The sequence below is a fragment of the Nonomuraea sp. NPDC049504 genome (genome assembly GCF_040676845.1).
Taxonomy (GTDB): Bacteria; Actinomycetota; Actinomycetes; order Streptosporangiales; family Streptosporangiaceae; genus Nonomuraea; species Nonomuraea salmonea.
Genome location: NZ_JBFAPT010000042.1, coordinates 37,907 through 53,752, shown reverse-complemented (window position 1 = coordinate 53,752; position 15,846 = coordinate 37,907). Strand labels below are relative to the sequence as shown.

The window sequence follows — 15,846 nt, the reverse complement described above, 5'->3', positions numbered from 1 at the left end:
CCCCCGCGGGAGAGCCCGGCATGAGCCTGCTGACCTCGCTCGCCCGGCTGCGGGCCCTCCAGGAGGGCATCGCGCAGCCCGTCGCGACCGTCAGGCACTGCCACCTGTCCGAGCGGCCCATGGTGTTCATCCCGCTGAAGCTGTCGGGCGAGGCCGCCGCGCCGCTGGCCGCCATGCTCGGCACCGAGCGCGACCGGCCGCGGCTGCTCGTGGTGACCCAGCCGCGCAACCGCGACCTGCGCTTCGCGTGGGCGGCCGAGGTGGCGGGGGTGCTGCTGCCGTACATCGAGGGGTTCCTGCACGACACCGAGACGGTCGAGCGCAGGAACGCCGACCCCTACGAGCGGGCGCTGGACGCGCCGCAGGTGATCGTGCCCAACCCGGCCAGCGTGGCGTTCACCCGGCTGCTCGGCCGCTCGACCCGGTTCCGCCGCGCCGACGGGCCCTACCCGGTGCCGGAGTCGGTGCCGCTGCTCGGGCGGTGGCTGACCTATCTCGGGGAGCGGGCCGCGTACCCCGGCTCTTCGCTGATGCTGGCCGCGACGGAGGAGCTGGGCCGCCACTGGGCCAGCGGGCAGAGCTCCCTGGAGGACGCCAACCTGGCCGCGCTGCTCGGCTGGATCACCACCGGGCCGAGCGACGACGCCGAGGACCCGCTGATCTGGCCGCCCGCCGGGCCCGCCACCGATCCCGGGTTCGACGCCGAGGTGCTCGCGCCGGCGATCGAGAGCGAGTCGCCCGAGCGCATCACCGAGGCGCTGCGCACTCAGCTGGAGCCCACCTGGCGGCTGATGTGGCAGGCGATCGACCTGCTCGCCGCGCTGCCGGCGGGCGCGAGCGTGGCGCAGCGGTGGGAGCAGGACCGCGGCTCGTTCAGCGGAATGGCCGTGCACATCGCCGAGGGCGCGCCGCCGCAGGCCAGGCGGGACGGCGCGGTGGCCGCCGCGGCCAAGCTGGCCCGCATGGAGCGCGCGCAGGCCGCGTACGACGTGCAGCGCGCCTACGACGACCCCCTCGTCATGGCCGAATACCGGCTGACCGGCGAGGCGTTCGCCGGCGAGGTGGTCGAGACGGTGCCCGACAACACCGAGGGCGAGGGCCGCTCGCGCAAGCTCCGCCCGCTGGTGGTGATCAAGACCGACGATCCCGTACGCCTGCCGCCCGGCACCTCGCTCGGCACCCCGCAGCGCCGCGGCCAGGGCGCCGCGCTGGTGGAGGCCGCCCAGGGCCTGGTCACCCTGAAGATCACCAAGGGCATGGGCAGGGGCAGGACGCCCGCGCCGGGCGCGGTGCCCGAGCTGGGCGAGCGGGTCTGCTACACCTCGCTCACCGACGACTTCCAGGGCTCCGCCGCCCTTCCGGAGGCCGAGGCCACGCCGTGGACGCACGGCGGCCCGCCGCAGGAGTACGTGCCCGACGACGAGGACGCCCAGGAGGACTGGTCGTGACCGACAGCCCCGAGCAGGTCATCAGGAACGTCCTGGCCGACCTGCCCAGGCACCGCGGCGTGGTGGTCGACTCGCCGCCCGGCGCGGGCAAGTCCACCCTCGTCGTACGCGCCGCCGCCCACATCGCCGCCACCGGCGAGCCGCTGATGATCGTCGCCCAGACCAACGAGCAGGTCGACGACCTGGTGGCGCGGATCTCCGACAAGCACCCCCACCTGACCGTGGGCCGGCTGTCGGCGAGCGGGTACGTGCCGCCGCTGCGCATGCTGGAGCTGCCCGGCGTCCGCGTCGGCACCCGCATCCAGGACCTCGGCGACCCCGACATCGTCATCGCCACCGCCGACAAGTGGGCGTGGATCGGCGACCGGGTGTGGCCGTGGGCGATCGTGGACGAGGCGTACCAGATGCGCTCGGACAAGCTGCTGCGCATCGCGGGGCTGTTCGAGCGGGCGTTGTTCGTGGGCGATCCGGGGCAGCTCGACCCGTTCTCGATCGTGGACGGCGACCGCTGGTCCGGCCTGTCGTGGGACCCGCTGCAGAGCGCGGTCGCGGTGCTGCTGCGGCACAACCCCGACCTGCCCGTGCACCGGCTGCCGGTGTCGTGGCGGCTGCCCGCCTCCGCCGCGCCGGTGGTGTCGCGGGCGTTCTACCCGTTCACCGGGTTCCGCTCCGGCACCGGCGAGGGCGACCGGCGGCTGGAGCTGTCCACCGGCGGCATGGGCACCGTGCACGACCGGGCGCTTGAGGAGGCGGCGCGGTCGGGGTGGGCGCTGCTGGAGCTGCCGAACCGGCACACCGTGCGCACTGACGGCGAGGCCGTGCAGGCGGTGGCGATGCTGGCCGAGCGGCTGCTGCAGCGCGGCGCGGTGGCCGGCTCCGAGCAGGGCGAGCGGCCCGTCACGGCCGACAGGATCGCGGTCGGCGCGGCGCACCGCGACCAGGTGGCCGCCATCCGCGCCGCCGGGCTGCCGCCCGAGATCACCGTGGACACCGCGAACCGGCTGCAGGGCCGCGAGTACGACGTCACCATCGTGCTGCACCCGCTGTCGGGCCGCCGCGACGCCACGGCCTTCCACCTGGAGTCGGGCCGGCTGTGCGTGCTGGCGTCCCGGCACCGGCACGCCTGCGTGGTGGTGGCCAGGGCGGGCATCGCCGAGCTGCTGGACGCCCATCCGTCGGCCGAGCCGGTGCAGCTCGGGGTGCCGGTGAAGTTCCCCGACGGCTGGGAGGCCAACCAGTCGGTGCTGGACCACCTGGCTCGGCACCGCGTCTGAACGTGGGGGCGGAGCCGGCTGAGCGCGGCCTCCTACGGTTGCTCCTGCGGCTGAGGTGGCGTTATGCGGCTGGTTTCGTGGCCAGGGTGCGGCGCCAGACGTCCATGATGAGGACCGGGCGCATGCCGGCCGACTCGTACAGGCCGAGTGCCGGGGTGGTGTTGTTGGAGTCGACGTGCAGGAGCGTGCCCCTGCGGCCGCGGGCGGCGTCGGCGGCGAACGCGTGCCGCAGCAGGAACCTGCCGAGCCCTCTGCCGCGGAAGGCGGGCAGCACGGCGAGCGTGGCGATGTAGCCGCAGTCCTCGTCGGCCACGAACTGGTCGTTGCCGATGACCGCCGCGGCCGGGACGCCGTCCACGCGGGCCAGCGTGAGCTGTGACCAGTCGTTGACGGACATGGCCTGGCGGCGCTCGTACCACTGCTCGTAGCCGATCCGGACGAAGCCGAAGTGCTGCGCGAACCCCTCCTGGTGCACCGCGTGCGCCGCGCGCCGCACCTCCTCGCTCTCCCCCGTCTGCAGGGTGACGCCCTCGGGCACGTCGGGCGCCTTGACCGGCCCGTCGTGGTCGATGCGCATGCGGTGGTAGCAGGTGCCCGGCTCAAAGCCCAGCTCGCGGACCTCGGTCTGCTTGCGGAGGTCGTCGCGGTAGACGCCGATGTGCAGCGTGACGCTGTCGTGGCCGAGCTCGGCCCCCAGCTCGGCGGCGCGGCGCAGCACCAGGGGCCACAGCTCGTCCGCCAGGCCCGGCACGCCGGGACGCACGATCACCTCGACGTCCACCAGGTCGCCGTCACCCACGCGGCAGACCCAGGCGTACCCGTCGGGCCGCCCGTCCCGCGTGAGCGCGAGCCAGCCGTCCTCGTCGCGGTCGAAGCCGGGCTCGACCAGCTCGTCCTCGATGTCGGCGAGCGTGGTGTCTGGCTCGCCGATGACCTCCGTGTTGTACGCGCCGACGAGCTCGAAGATGCCGGCGGCGTCGTCCAGCCGGGGCCGCCTGATGGTGTGCATGATGCCGATTGTCCCGAACCCGATCCCGAACCGCTCCTCCTTTTCCGCGCGGCGGCCGGAGGCGGACCGGGGCCGCCCGTAGAATGAGGCCGACTTACCGGCCGTCAAGTCGAAAAGGTGCAGAGGTGCGCGAAGACACCCGATCCCGGATCCAGGAGATCGCCCTGCGGCGCTTCACGGAGCAAGGGTACGAAGCGACCTCGCTGCGCGAGATCGCCGAGGAGCTCGGGGTGACGAAGGCCGCACTCTACTACCACTTCAAGACCAAGGACGACATCGTCGCCAGCCTGGTCGAGCAGCGGCTGAGCGAGCTGGAGGAGCTGCTCGCCTGGGTGCGGAGCCGGCCGAAGACGGCGCGGACGCGCCGCGAGTTCGTCGAGCGGTACGCCGCCGGCGTGCGCGCCACCCGCCACCACGGCATCGCCCACTTCCTGGAGCGCAACCAGACGGCGCTGCGCGACCACCCGACCCTGATCGAGATCCGCGAGCGGCTGATGGAGCTGGCGTCGGAGTTCACCGAGCCCGGCGCGAGCGCCACCCAGCGTGTCAGTCACTCGCTGGCGCTGTTCGCGCTGCACTCCGGCAAGTGGCTGATGAACGAGGACGAGCTGTCGGAGGAGGAGATCCACCAGGCGACCGTCGAGGTGGCGCTCCGGCTGCTGGAGACCTGAGCGGTTTCGGCCTTACGCCGCCTATACGGACGATTGGGGCGGGATTTTCGGGGCAGTGGCTCGTCACGCATCCATATTGGAGGAGACGTGGTGGAGGCTACGATAGCGCTCCGATTGCCCAGGGATGCGGCGAGCGTGCCGCTGATCAGGCAGCTGCTGGACGGCACGCTGCGCTCGCTCGGCGTCGAACCACAGGTACGCGACGACATCGAGCTGATGCTCACCGAGGCGTGCTCGAACGTCATCAAGCACGCGGGGCCCAGCGACGACTACACCGTCAGCGCGTCCGTCCACGATCACCTGTGCGTGATCAAGGTGGTCGACACCGGCAACGGCTTCGACCCGCGCAAGATGCTCGACCCCGACCAGGGGTCCGAGCACGGGCGCGGCCTGCAGATCATGCGCGCACTCGCCGACGACGTCCGCTTCACCAACCGGCGCGAGCACGGCGCCGTCGTCTGCCTGGAGAAGCGCCTGCGCTACGCCCCCGGCGCGGCCGGCCAGCACCTGACCGCCACCTGACCCCCTCACCTCCGGCCGGACACGCTCTTCTCAGACTCCCCCAGCTGGAGACGGCGGCGGATCCTGGGCGCGTGCCGGCTGAGCGTGGCCCGCCTGCGCTCCGGCACCCCCTCCCCGCACAACTTCAGCTCCAGCCCGGCCCCCGCGCTCGAATGAGCCGCCTCGACCGGCTTCGCCTCCCGTCCGGGCCCCGCGTCCGGCCCCGGCGGGGGCGCCGTTTCCGGCCCCGCGGGAGTGCTCGCCGTTTCCGGCCCCGCGGGAGTGCTCGCCGTTTCCGGCCCCGCGGCCGTGCCCAGCGCGGGCTTGGACGGGGGCGCCGTAGCCGTCGCCGGACCCTCCTCTTCGGAAGGCCGCGGCCGCGCCGCTTGGGCAGGGCGGGCCGCGGAGTAGGACTGGAGCAGGCGGTGGAGGCGGAGGCGGGCGGTGCGCCAGCGGGCCATCGAGGCGGCCAGCCCGAGCAGCACGAGCATGGCGACCGCCGAGATGAGCAGCACCGCGAGGACGATGAGGATGAGGACGACCGTCAGGGTCCCGATCAAGCCGAGCACTGTCATCATTTGCCGGACAGTGCCCGCCCACCAGTGCTTTATGCCATGAATTGAAGATAGATCGGGCTTACTTCGACCCGCCGTCGAGCTGCTCGGGCCACCCCGGCAGGAGATCGAGCCGCCGCAGGATCACACCCTCGCGCAACGCCCACGGGCACACGTCGAGCCGGTCCACCTCGAACAGGTCCATCGCCGCGTCCGCCACCAGCGCCCCCGCGGCGAGCTGCGCGGCCCGCCCCTGCGACACCCCCGACAGGCGGGCCCGCGCGGCCGCCTCCATGGTGGTGAGCTTGGCCGCCCAGTCGGCCATGTCGTGGCGGGACAGCGAGCGGGTGACGTAAGGGCCATCGCCGGAGGGCGCCGCGCCGGCGATCCTGGCGAGCTGCTTGAAGGTCTTGGAGGTGGCGACGGCGCGGTCGGGGCGGCCGTACCGCATGACGTCGCCGACCGTGCGGGCGATCTCGGCGCGTACGTGCTTGCGCAGGCTCCGCACCTCCTCGGCGGAGGGCGGGTCGGCGGTGAACCAGCCGCGGGTCAGCCGCCCGGCGCCGAGCGGCAGCGAGACGGCGGCGTCGGGCTCCTCGTCCACGCCCGCGGCGATCTCCAGCGAGCCGCCGCCGATGTCGAGGGCCAGCAGCCGCCCCGACGACCAGCCGAACCACCGCCGCACGGCCAGGAACGTCAGCCTGGCCTCGTCAGGCCCCGACAGCACCGCGATGTGCACGCCGCAGCGCCGCTCGACCTCCGCCAGCACCTGCTCGCCGTTGGCGGCCTCGCGTACGGCGGAGGTGGCGAAGCACAGCAGGTCCTCCACGCCCTTGTCCTCGGCGATGCGCACGGCCTCCTCGACGAAGCCGCCGAGCCGCTCGACGCCCTCGGGGCCCAGGTTCTGGTCCTGGTCGAGGTGTTCGGTCAGGCGCAGCTCGTCCTTGTGGGAGTAGGCGGGCATCGGCCTGGCGCCGCGGTGGGCGTCCACGACCAGTAAATGGACGGTGTTCGAGCCGATGTCCAGCACGCCGAGTCGCATGGGGAAACGCTACCGTCCTGCGGCTTTCGCGCGGCGACCCGGCCGACCAGGACGGCCGCGTGATCGCGGGCCCGCTCCAGGCACTACCCTTCCTGATGGCATGACACGTTTGGGGGACCTTTGAGCGCTTGTTGTGGCCCGAGCAGGGAGGGCACCGCCGGGCCGTACCAGGAAGCCGTCCAGATCACCCGCAGGAAGCCCGTGCTGCGCGGGATGGTACGCATTCCCGGCGGAACGTTCCTCATGGGCGGCGACGATCCGGACGGCCGGCCCGAGGACGGCGAGGGGCCGGTGCGCGAGGTACGCGTCGATCCGTTCCTCATCGACCCGGCCTGCGTGACGAACGCGCAGTTCGCCACGTTCGTCAAGGACACCGGTTACGTGACGGAGGCCGAGCGGATCGGCTGGTCGTTCGTGTTCGCCCAGTTCGCCTCCGCCGGGGTGATGGACGCGAGCGTGCCCGGCGCGCCCTGGTGGGCCGGCGTCGAGGGCGCGACGTGGCGCTCCCCAGAGGGCCCCGGCTCGTCGATCGGCGACCGCCAGAACCACCCCGTCGTGCACGTGTCGTGGAACGACGCCCTCGCGTACGCCACCTGGGCCGGCAAGCGGCTGCCCACGGAGGCCGAGTGGGAGATGGCGGCCAGGGGCGGGCTGGAGCGCAGGCGCTACCCGTGGGGCGACGAGCTGGCCCCGAACGGCCGGCCGCGCTGCAACATCTGGCAGGGCCGCTTCCCGACCGCGCCGAGCAAGGGGACGATGCCGGTCAAGTCGTTCCAGCCGAACGGCTACGGGCTCTACAACGTCGCCGGCAACGTGTGGGAGTGGACGGCCGACTGGTGGGGCACCGAGTGGCAGCCGTACGCCGACAACCCGCTCGGACCGGCCGGCGGCACGGCGAAGGTGATCAGGGGCGGCTCGTACATGTGCCACGACTCCTACTGCAACCGCTACCGGGTGGCGGCGCGCACGTCGAACACGCCCGACTCGTCCACCGGGCACACCGGCTTCCGCTGCGCGGCCATAGTCTGAGCCCATGTCACGAACCCTGCGACTGTTGATCACCGGCGGCGGCACCGGTGGTCACACCTATCCGGCCCTGACGACCCTGTCGGCCGTCCAGCGACGTCAGGTGCCGCACGACGTGCTCTGGGTGGGCACCGCCAACGGCCTCGAGGCCCGCATCACGGCCGAGCACGGCATCCCGTTCAAGGCGATCACCACGGGCAAGCTGCGCCGCCGCCCCAACCTCAAGGAGCTGGGCACCAACATCGCCGACGTGTTCCGCATCCCGATCGGGGTCCTGCAGGCGGTCGGGCACGCCGCCCGCTACCTGCCCGACGTGGTGCTGTCGACGGGGGGTTACGTGGCGGTGCCGATCGGGGTGGCGGCCAAGCTGATCCGCAGGCCGCTGGTGATGCACGAGCAGACGACCGTGGTGGGCCTGGCCAACCGCATCCTGTCGCGGCTGGCGACCCGCATCGCGCTGTCGCACGAGTCGTCGCTGGACCATCTGCCCGCCTCGGCCCGCAAGAAGGCCGTGGTGACGGGCAACCCGATCAGGCCGGAGCTGCTGCAGGGCAACAGGGCGGCGGCCTACGACCTGTTCGGGCTGACCTTCGAGGTGCCGCTGATCTACGTGACGGGCGGCGCGCAGGGCAGCAAGCAGATCAACACGCTGATCGCGGAGATCCTGCCGCGGCTGCTGCCGCACGCGCAGATCGTGCACCAGTGCGGGCCCGCCTGGATCGACCAGATGCGGGCCGTGCCGCTGCCGCCCGACCTGGCCGACCGCTACCATCCGGTGCCGTACGTCGGGAGCGAGCTGGCCGACCTGTTCGCCGCGGCCGACGTGGTGATCTCGCGCAGCGGGGCGGGCACGGTGTCGGAGCTGACCGCCATCGGCAAGCCGTCGGTGCTGATCCCGCTCATCCCGACCGGCGGCGACGAGCAGCGCAAGAACGCCGGCTACCTGGCCTCGGCGGGGGCGGCGCGGGCGCTGCTGGAGCCGCGTCCCACGGGCGAGATGCTGCTGGCCGAGCTGATGCCGCTGCTGGCCGACCCCGGGCTGCGGCAGACGATGGGGCAGGCGGCGGCCGGGCTGGGCCGCCTCGACGCCGCCGAGGTGCTGTGCGACCTGCTGCTGGAGACCGCCGGTCACGGCGCTCCCGAGCTCTACAGCCGGCGCTAGCGAGCCGGCGCCGGCGAGCCCCAGCCGGCGAGCCCCTGCGATCGGGCTCAGGCGCCCATGTCCGTGCGCGCGCCCGGGCCAGGGCCGGGCTCGCGGGTAACGGGTCGAGGGCGCGGAACGCCTCGCGGGCGGAGCTGACGCTCCGCCTCAGCGCCTGTTCCAGCCGGTCGGCGTCCGCGGCCAGGCGCTCCAGTTCCGGCACGGCGAACCCGTCGGCGCCCGTCTCGGCCACGAGTTCCTCGTACTGGTGCATGCGCCCGCGCAGCTCCTCGATCTGGTGGTGGGCCACGTACGCGCGCTCGGCCTCGGTGACGTTGGCGGCGTAGCGTTCGAGTGCCTCGACCCGGGCGAGCACGGCCTCCTCGCTGTTGTCGAGCGCGCGGGCGAGCGGCTCGGCCACGGCCGCCACCTCGGGGGTGAGGCCCCGCGAGACGGTCTCCCTGTGCTTGGTGCGCAGGGCCGACAGCTTGGCCAGCAGCCGGGCGATCTCCCACTCCTGGGCGGGCAGCATGACGGCGTTGCGCACGTCGTCGAGCAGCCCGTCGGTGTTGACGCGGGAGCCGGTCACGGTGGCGATGGCGCGCTGGGCACGTTCCAGCAGGCGGGCGGCCGATTCGTCGAGGTCGCTCGTGAGCACGTAGCGGCCCTCGTACCAGCGCAGCTGCTCGTAGACCTCGCGCTCGTAGTCGGCCTCCTCGTCGTCGGTCAGGTCGTTGCGCGCGAACAGCACGATGACCAGCGGGATGCCGGCCACGACGAGCAGCAGCAGGTTGACGCCGATGCGCAGGGCGCCGAGGCCCAGCATCAGGCCGAGGAGGGCCACCGTGCCGATGGACATCGCGGTGCGGACCCGCCGGCTGGAGACGTGCGGCCGCGGCTCGGGGACCCAGCCGGCGCGCATCTTGAGCAGGACCCCGCGGCTTTCCCTGAGCAGCTGGGCGTCGTCGGGCGGCACACCTGGATCAATCACCATATCCGCCACAAATCCGGATCCTAAGCTACGTCAGTCATCAAGGTGGCGAAAAGCTTCATGCGCGGAGCTGACGCTGTCGCGTAACGCCTGCTCCAGGCGGTCGGCGTCGTCGGACAGCCGGCTCAGCTCCGGCACCCCGGCCCCGTCGGCGCCCGTCTCGGCCAGCAGCTCCTCGTAGCGGTGCAGCTTGGCGCTGAGGCGTTCGATCTGGCTGCGGGCGCGGTAGGCGCGCTCGGCGTCGGCGACATGGCCGGCGTACCGCTCCAGGGCCTCCACGCGCGCCAGCACCGCCTTCTCGCTGCTGTCGAGCGCCCGCCCCAGCGGCTCCGCCACGGCCGCCACCTCGGGGGTGACGCCCTCCGCGACGACCTCCTGGTGCTCGGCGCGCAGCTCCGACAGCTTGGCCACCAGCCGGGCGATCTCCCACTCCTGGGCGGGCAGCATCACGCCGTTGCGCACGCCGTCCAGCAGGCCCTCGGCGTGCACGTGGGAGGACATGACCTGGTCGATGGCGGTCTGAGCGCGCGACAGCAGGGCCCTGGCGGGCTCGTCGAGGCGGTCGCGCAGCACGTACCGGCCCTCATGACGGCGGGCGAGCTCGTAGACCTCGCGCTCCAGCGCGTTGCGCCGCTCCACCTGCGCGTCGGGTCTGGGCTTGAGCAGGACGGCCACCATGAGCAGGGCCGACCCCGTCATGATCACCACGAAGGGGGTGTAGCGCTCGGCGGTGAACAGCACGAGCCCGTACATCGCCGCGATGAGCGCCGTCACGGCCGCCGCCAGCCGGGCGGCGCGCGCCAGCGGGGCGCGGCCGCGATCTGGCGGCGCCCAGCCGGCGCGCATCCGCAGCAGCAGCTTGCGGTTGTCGCGGAGCAGCGTCCCGACGTCGTCGGGCACGGACGGATCGACGATCACCTTCGCATATCGTCCGGCCACGTTCTGAGTCCTTCGTACTGATCCTTGGTACGTCTTCCCGTCCGGTCGTCAGCTCTCCAGGTAGCGGAACGCCTCATGGGCGGACTTCACGCTGCGGCGTAAGGTGCGCTCAAGCACGTCGGCGTCCTGCGACAACCGGTCGATCTCCGGCACGGCCAGCTTGTCGGCGCCCGACTCGGCGAGCAGCTCCTCATAGCGCGGCAGCCGGGCGCGCAGCTCCTCGATCTGGCTGCGGGCGTGGTAGGCGCGCTCGGCCTCGGCGACATGGCCGGCGTACCGCTCCAGCGCCTCCACCCTCGCCACCACCGCGGCCTCGCTGCCGGCCAGGGCTCGTTCGAGCGGCTCGATCACCGCCGCCACCTCCGGCGCGATGCCTCTGGCCAGCAGGTCGCGGTGCTCCAGCCGCAGCGCCGACAGCTTGGCGAGCAGCCGGGCGATCTCCCACTCCTGGGCGGGCAGCATCGTGGCGTTGCGGGCGTCGTCCAGCAGCCCTTCGGCGTTGACGTGGGAGCGCAGCACCGTGCCGATCGCGCGCTGCGCCCTGGCCAGGACGGCCGCGGCCTCCGGGTCGAAGTCCTCGGGAAGCAGGTAGCGGCCGTCGTACCAGCGGGCCTGCTCGTAGACCGCGCGCTCCTGGGGGCGGTGGTCGTCCTCGGCGACCTCGCTCATGGACGCGATCTTGACCAGGACGATGAAGACGTACGTGCCGAGCAGCACGAAACCGGCGGCGGCGTACCGGGAGGCCAGCAGCACCGCCATCAGGGCGATCACGACCGGCGTGGCGGCCAGCAGCAGCGCGCTCGACGGCGTGCGGCGGCGCGCCGGGGCCACCTCGGCGGGCGGCACCCATCCGGCCTTGATCCTGGACAGCAACGGGGCGTTCGCGCGCAACAGTCCGGCCACCTCCGGCGGAACCGCCGGATCTACGACCACACCCACGTTCTGTCCTGGCACCCTGGCGCCCCCAACGCTCGTGATATTGGGATATTACGTTCGTTTCTGCCCAGGTGTCAGCCTCCGGAAGGTCAGTCCAGGGAACCACCAGTTCCGATCACCCAGCACCTCCATCGCCGCGGGCACCAGCACCAGCCGCACCACCGTGGCGTCGACCAGCACCGCGATGGCCAGCCCCACCCCCATCACCCGCAGCGCGCGATCATCGAAGGCGCCGAACGCGGCGAACACACAGAACATGATGGTGGCCACGGAGGTGATGACCGCCGCGGTCCGCGCGAGCCCGTCGGCGACCGCGCGGGTGTTGTCCCGGTCCTTGAGATACTCCTCCCTGATCCGCGACAGCAGGAACACCTCGTAGTCCATGGACAGCCCGAACATGATCGTGAACAGCATCATCGGCACCCATGCGTCGATCGGGCCCGCCGTGCCCTGCCCCAGCACGTCGAACTGGAACACCGCCACCACCACCCCGTAGGCGGCCCCGATGGACAGCAGGTTCACCACGATCGCCTTCAACGGCACCACCAGACTTCTGAAGACGGGCACGAGCAGCACGAAGGCCGCCAGCAACACGGCACCGACCACCCACGGCAGCCGGTCGGCGGTGTGCTCGGCGTAGTCGGCGGCGGCAGCGGTGGAGCCCGACACGAGGACGGGCGCGGGCAGTTCGGCGCGCAGGCGATGGATGAGCTGCTCGGTCCGCTCGTCCTGCGGCCCGGTGGCGGGGATCACCAGCGCGACCCGTCCTCCCGCGTACTCGCGCACCCCCGCCGCGGGCGCCTGCGCGGCGCCGTCTCCTGCGGGAGACGCTGGGGCGGTGCCGTCCGCCGCGGGAGACTCCGGCGCGGCGCCGTCTCCTGCTTCGGGTGCCCGGTCGGCGCCGTTCTCTGCGGGGATCACCTGTGCGACGCCGGGTGTGGCGGCCGCCTGGCGGACGGCCGCGCGTAGCTCGGCCGCCGCCGTGGCGGGCGCGGCCAGGACGAGCGGGCCGGCCATGCCGGGGCCGAAGCCCTGGGCGAGCAGGTCGTGCGCCCTTCGCGTGGTGTCGGTGACCGGCCGGTTGCCCGCGTCGGACCAGCCGACGCGCAGCTGGGTGGCGGGCAGGGCCAGCGCGACGAGCGCGACCAGCGCGATCGCTCCCGCCGTCCAGGGACGGCGTTGCACGACCTTGCTCCACCGGTACGACCACGGCACGCTCCGAGCCGCCCGCCCGGGCAGCGCGAACCTGTCGATCCGCGTCCCGATCATGACCAGCAGCGCCGGGAGCAGGGTGAGCGAGGCGAGCAGCACCATGACCACCCCGCACCCGGCCGCCAGCGCCACCCCACCGCCCAGGGAGGGGCCGAGGAGGAGGATGCCGGCCCCGGTGGCGATCACGATCAGCCCGGCGAACGACACCGACCGCCCCGCCGTCCGCATGGCCCGCTCGACCGCCCCCTCGACCCCCACCACTCCCCCGGCCCCATCGGCTGCGGCGAGTTCGGTGCGGAAGCGGGTGACGATCAGGAGGGCGTAGTCGATGCCGACGCCGAGGCCGAGCATGATCGTGAGGTAGACGCCGAAGCCCGGTGTGCTGACGAGGTGGCTCAGCAGGCCGTACGTCGCGGCGCCGCACGTCACGCCGACGATGCCGATCACCAGGGGGAGGGCGGCGGCGATGAGGGAGCGGAAGGCGACCAGCAGCACCACGGCGGCGGCCAGCAGGCCGAGGCCCTCGGTGACGCCTCCCGGGGTGACGTCGGCGAAGTCGCCGCCGGACAGTTCCACGGTGAGGGCCGTCCCGGCGGGCGGCGCGAAGGCGTCCCTGACGTCTCTGATCGCCTGGGCGGCGGCCTGGTCCGGGTAGTGGAGCGGGATGGAGGCGATGGTGCCGTCCTGGGAGACGCGCCGCTCCTCCATGGCGGCCTGCGCGCCGGGGACGGCGTCCACGCGGGCGGCCAGGCCGGTGAGCGCGGCGCGTACCGGGGCGGACTCGATCCCGGACGGGGCGGAGACGACCAGCGCGCCCGGCGCCTCCTCCGCGGCCTCCCCGAGGAACGCGGCGGCCTGCCGGCTCTCGGAGCCGGGCAGCGTGAAGTCGTCGTCCGAGGGCCCCGGCCAGGTCGCGGCGGCTCCGGCGAGCGCGGCCACGAGCGCCAGCCAGAGCACCATGACCAGGCGTCTGTGACGGATGCAGAATCGGATCATGCCGCGACCGTAGAAAGCGCACCCGCCGAAGGTCGTCACCCTGACGCGGTCGCTCACCTGCACCTTCCGCGGTAGCAGCGGATGCGGTCGTCGCCCGCCCTTCCGCAGCACCTGCGGGTGAGGTCGTCCCCCGCTCTTCCGGGTGGCTGCGGGTGCGGTCGCCGGCCGCCCTTCCGCAGCGCTCCCGGTGTCTCGGACCCGCCCGCGCTCCCCGACGCGGCCACCCGGCTCCACCTTTCGTGGGGTCCGGAGTGGTGGGGTCAGGTGCCCGGGCGGATCAGGCCGGTCTCGTAGGCGAGGACGACCAGCTGGGCGCGGTCGTGGACGGCCAGTTTGGTCATCATGCGGTTGACGTGGGTCTTGACCGTGTGCGGGCTCATGGCCAGGTCCTCGGCGATGCGGGCGTTGGTGAGGCCGCGGCCGACGCGGGCCAGGACCTCGCGTTCGCGGCCGGTCAGCGGGGCGAGGCGGCCGGTGTCCAGGGCGGCGGGGCGGGCGGTGAACTCCTCGATGAGCCGCCGGGTGACACCGGGCGACAGCAGGGCGTCACCGCGGGCGGCGACCCGTACGGCGTGGCGGATCTCGGCCGGCTCCGCGTCCTTGACCAGGAAGCCGCTGGCGCCGGAGCGCAGCGCCTCGTACACGTACTCGTCCAGGTCGAACGTGGTGACCACGACGACCCGCACGCCGGTCGCCGTCAGCGCTCGGGTGGCGGCCAGGCCGTCGAGCTCGGGCATGCGGATGTCCATGAGCACGACGTCGGGACGCAGCCGCCGCGCCTCGCGGACCGCCTCCGCGCCGTCGGCGGCCTCCCCCACCACGCGGAGGTCGTCCTCGGTGTCGAGCAGCGCCCGCAGCCCGGCGCGGACGAGCGGCTGGTCGTCGGCCAGCAGGACGGTGATCATGTGGGCAGCCTGGCGGTGACGCGGAACCCGCCGCCGGGGGCGTTCCCCGTGGTCAGCCGGCCGCCCAGGGCGGCGACCCGCTCGGCCATGCCGGTGAGCCCGTGCCCGCGCCGCACCGGCTCGTCCCCCAGCCCGTCACCCGGCCCGTCACCCGGCCCGTCACCCGGGCCGTCAGCCGGGCCGTCCTGGCTGGGCGGGCCGGGCGCGGCGGCCTCCGAGGGGATGCCGCGGCCGTCGTCCTCCACCTGGACGGTCACCGCCCCCGGCTCGTACGTCAGCCGCACGGTGGCCGCGCCGGCGCCGGCGTGCCGCATCGTGTTGGTCAGCGCCTCCTGGACCACCCGGTAGACGGTCAGGTCGGCGGCCGGAGGGAGGGGACGGCGCTCGCCCTCCACGTCGAAGGCCACCGGCAACCCGGCCGTCTCCAGCAGCCGGGGCAGCTGCGCGGACCCCGGCTGGGGCGCGTGCCCGGACGCGCCGGGACGCAGCACGCCGAGCACCGCCTTCATCTCGCCCAGCGCCTGCCTGCTGGAGGTGCGGATCACCTGGAGGGCGGCGGCGGCCTCGGGCGGGCCGCCGACGCGCTCGACGGCCTCGGCGGCGACGGCGGCGTGCAGGGCGATGACGGAGACGGTGTGGGAGGTGACGTCGTGCAGCTCCCTGGCCACCCGCAGCCGCTCCTCCTGGGCCCGGCGCAGCGCCTCCTCCTCCCGGGTGCGCTCGGCCTGGGCGGCGCGCCGCTCCACCTCCCGCGTGTACGCCCGCCGCGCCCGCGACACCTCGGCCGGCTGCGCCACCACCAGCACGAGCAGCAGCCACACGAGCACGGCGAGCGCGACGTCGGCCTCCATCCGCGCGAGCGCCGCCACCACGGGCACGGCCACCAGGAACGCCGCCCCGGCCCACCCGGCGGCCCTGCGCCCGGCGGCGATGGCCGAGAACAGCGCGATCAGCGCGGGCACCGGCCAGAGCGCGATCGCGTACCCCCGAAAGAAGATCACCGCCGCCGCGACCGCGCACACGGCGAGCGCCAGGCCGGGCCGCCTGGGCAGCGGCGCGAGCCCGAGCGCCGTGGCGGCGAGCAGCGCGTGGCCGAGCAGGTCGAGTGGCCGGGCGTGCGGCTGGTTGCCGTAGGCCATGATCGTGGAGGCGTGCACGCTCACGGCCATGATGAGCACGAGGGCGGTGGTCCGCATACCGG

At 73.5% G+C, this 15,846-nt stretch carries 15 protein-coding genes; 7 read left to right on the top strand and 8 right to left on the bottom strand.

Translation table 11 applies throughout. The features are described from left to right. Positions 1–20 precede the first annotated feature (20 nt). Positions 21–1,448, top strand: coding sequence for a hypothetical protein (locus AB0K28_RS46780; RefSeq protein ID WP_364383788.1), 1,428 nt, complete (start codon positions 21–23; stop codon positions 1,446–1,448). Beyond that, entirely contained in the window at positions 1,445–2,722 is a 1,278-nt protein-coding gene (locus AB0K28_RS46775; protein ID WP_345403416.1) for an AAA family ATPase, read from the top strand. The genes AB0K28_RS46780 and AB0K28_RS46775 overlap by 4 nt, the downstream gene beginning before the upstream one ends. 61 nt (positions 2,723–2,783) lie before the next feature. Here AB0K28_RS46775 and AB0K28_RS46770 read toward each other — a convergent pair whose 3' ends face one another. Further along, positions 2,784–3,731, bottom strand: a complete 948-nt coding sequence (locus tag AB0K28_RS46770; protein ID WP_364383783.1) for a GNAT family N-acetyltransferase — start codon at positions 3,729–3,731, stop codon at positions 2,784–2,786. Positions 3,732–3,856: 125 nt separating this feature from the next. Here AB0K28_RS46770 and AB0K28_RS46765 point away from each other — a divergent pair, with 125 nt between their 5' ends. After that, complete coding sequence (locus tag AB0K28_RS46765; protein WP_345403410.1) at positions 3,857–4,402, top strand: TetR family transcriptional regulator; 546 nt, start codon at positions 3,857–3,859, stop codon at positions 4,400–4,402. A gap of 90 nt (positions 4,403–4,492) precedes the next feature. Beyond that, entirely contained in the window at positions 4,493–4,924 is a 432-nt protein-coding gene (locus AB0K28_RS46760) for an ATP-binding protein (protein WP_364383778.1), read from the top strand. A 5-nt stretch (positions 4,925–4,929) separates the two neighbouring features. Here AB0K28_RS46760 and AB0K28_RS46755 read toward each other — a convergent pair whose 3' ends face one another. Next, a complete protein-coding gene (locus AB0K28_RS46755) occupies positions 4,930–5,463 on the bottom strand; it encodes a hypothetical protein (RefSeq protein WP_364383775.1) in 534 nt (177 codons plus the stop codon). A 76-nt stretch (positions 5,464–5,539) separates the two neighbouring features. Next, positions 5,540–6,499, bottom strand: coding sequence for a Ppx/GppA phosphatase family protein (locus AB0K28_RS46750; RefSeq protein WP_364383772.1), 960 nt, complete (start codon positions 6,497–6,499; stop codon positions 5,540–5,542). Positions 6,500–6,619: 120 nt separating this feature from the next. On the opposite strand from AB0K28_RS46750, the gene AB0K28_RS46745 reads away from it, so the two are divergent. The 3 genes from AB0K28_RS46745 to AB0K28_RS46735 all read left to right on the top strand — a co-directional run bounded on the left by AB0K28_RS46745 (position 6,620) and on the right by AB0K28_RS46735 (position 9,684). Next, positions 6,620–7,528 carry a formylglycine-generating enzyme family protein gene (locus AB0K28_RS46745; RefSeq protein ID WP_364383769.1) on the top strand — a complete coding sequence of 303 codons (909 nt, stop codon included), beginning with the start codon at positions 6,620–6,622 and terminating at the stop codon, positions 7,526–7,528. Positions 7,529–7,532: 4 nt separating this feature from the next. Further along, complete coding sequence (locus AB0K28_RS46740; RefSeq protein ID WP_364383766.1) at positions 7,533–8,687, top strand: UDP-N-acetylglucosamine--N-acetylmuramyl-(pentapeptide) pyrophosphoryl-undecaprenol N-acetylglucosamine transferase; 1,155 nt, start codon at positions 7,533–7,535, stop codon at positions 8,685–8,687. 247 nt (positions 8,688–8,934) lie between these two features. Next, positions 8,935–9,684 carry a hypothetical protein gene (locus AB0K28_RS46735; protein WP_364383763.1) on the top strand — a complete coding sequence of 250 codons (750 nt, stop codon included), beginning with the start codon at positions 8,935–8,937 and terminating at the stop codon, positions 9,682–9,684. Between the two features lie 6 nt (positions 9,685–9,690). On the opposite strand, the gene AB0K28_RS46730 is transcribed toward AB0K28_RS46735, so the two are convergent. From AB0K28_RS46730 to AB0K28_RS46710, 5 genes are all read right to left on the bottom strand, one after another. After that, entirely contained in the window at positions 9,691–10,596 is a 906-nt protein-coding gene (locus tag AB0K28_RS46730; RefSeq protein WP_364383760.1) for a hypothetical protein, read from the bottom strand. Positions 10,597–10,644: 48 nt separating this feature from the next. Next, entirely contained in the window at positions 10,645–11,487 is an 843-nt protein-coding gene (locus tag AB0K28_RS46725) for a hypothetical protein (RefSeq protein WP_345403388.1), read from the bottom strand. Between the two features lie 96 nt (positions 11,488–11,583). Further along, positions 11,584–13,740: an MMPL family transporter gene (locus AB0K28_RS46720; RefSeq protein WP_364383757.1), complete on the bottom strand. Its 2,157-nt coding sequence runs from the start codon at positions 13,738–13,740 to the stop codon at positions 11,584–11,586. Positions 13,741–14,000: 260 nt separating this feature from the next. Continuing rightward, positions 14,001–14,645 carry a response regulator transcription factor gene (locus tag AB0K28_RS46715; protein ID WP_345403379.1) on the bottom strand — a complete coding sequence of 215 codons (645 nt, stop codon included), beginning with the start codon at positions 14,643–14,645 and terminating at the stop codon, positions 14,001–14,003. Further along, positions 14,642–15,841, bottom strand: coding sequence for a sensor histidine kinase (locus AB0K28_RS46710; protein ID WP_364383753.1), 1,200 nt, complete (start codon positions 15,839–15,841; stop codon positions 14,642–14,644). The genes AB0K28_RS46715 and AB0K28_RS46710 overlap by 4 nt, the downstream gene beginning before the upstream one ends. Positions 15,842–15,846 lie beyond the last annotated feature (5 nt).

Bases quoted from the DNA above. Each gene is read 5' to 3' on its own strand.
- AB0K28_RS46780 (WP_364383788.1), top strand. From the start codon at position 21: ATGAGCCTGCTGACCTCGCTCGCCCGGCTGCGGGCCCTCCAGGAGGGC.
- AB0K28_RS46770 (WP_364383783.1), bottom strand. From the start codon at position 3,731: ATGCACACCATCAGGCGGCCCCGGCTGGACGACGCCGCCGGCATCTTC.
- AB0K28_RS46750 (WP_364383772.1), bottom strand. From the start codon at position 6,499: ATGCGACTCGGCGTGCTGGACATCGGCTCGAACACCGTCCATTTACTG.
- AB0K28_RS46740 (WP_364383766.1), top strand. From the start codon at position 7,533: ATGTCACGAACCCTGCGACTGTTGATCACCGGCGGCGGCACCGGTGGT.
- AB0K28_RS46720 (WP_364383757.1), bottom strand. From the start codon at position 13,740: ATGATCCGATTCTGCATCCGTCACAGACGCCTGGTCATGGTGCTCTGG.
- AB0K28_RS46715 (WP_345403379.1), bottom strand. From the start codon at position 14,645: ATGATCACCGTCCTGCTGGCCGACGACCAGCCGCTCGTCCGCGCCGGG.
- AB0K28_RS46710 (WP_364383753.1), bottom strand. From the start codon at position 15,841: ATGCGGACCACCGCCCTCGTGCTCATCATGGCCGTGAGCGTGCACGCC.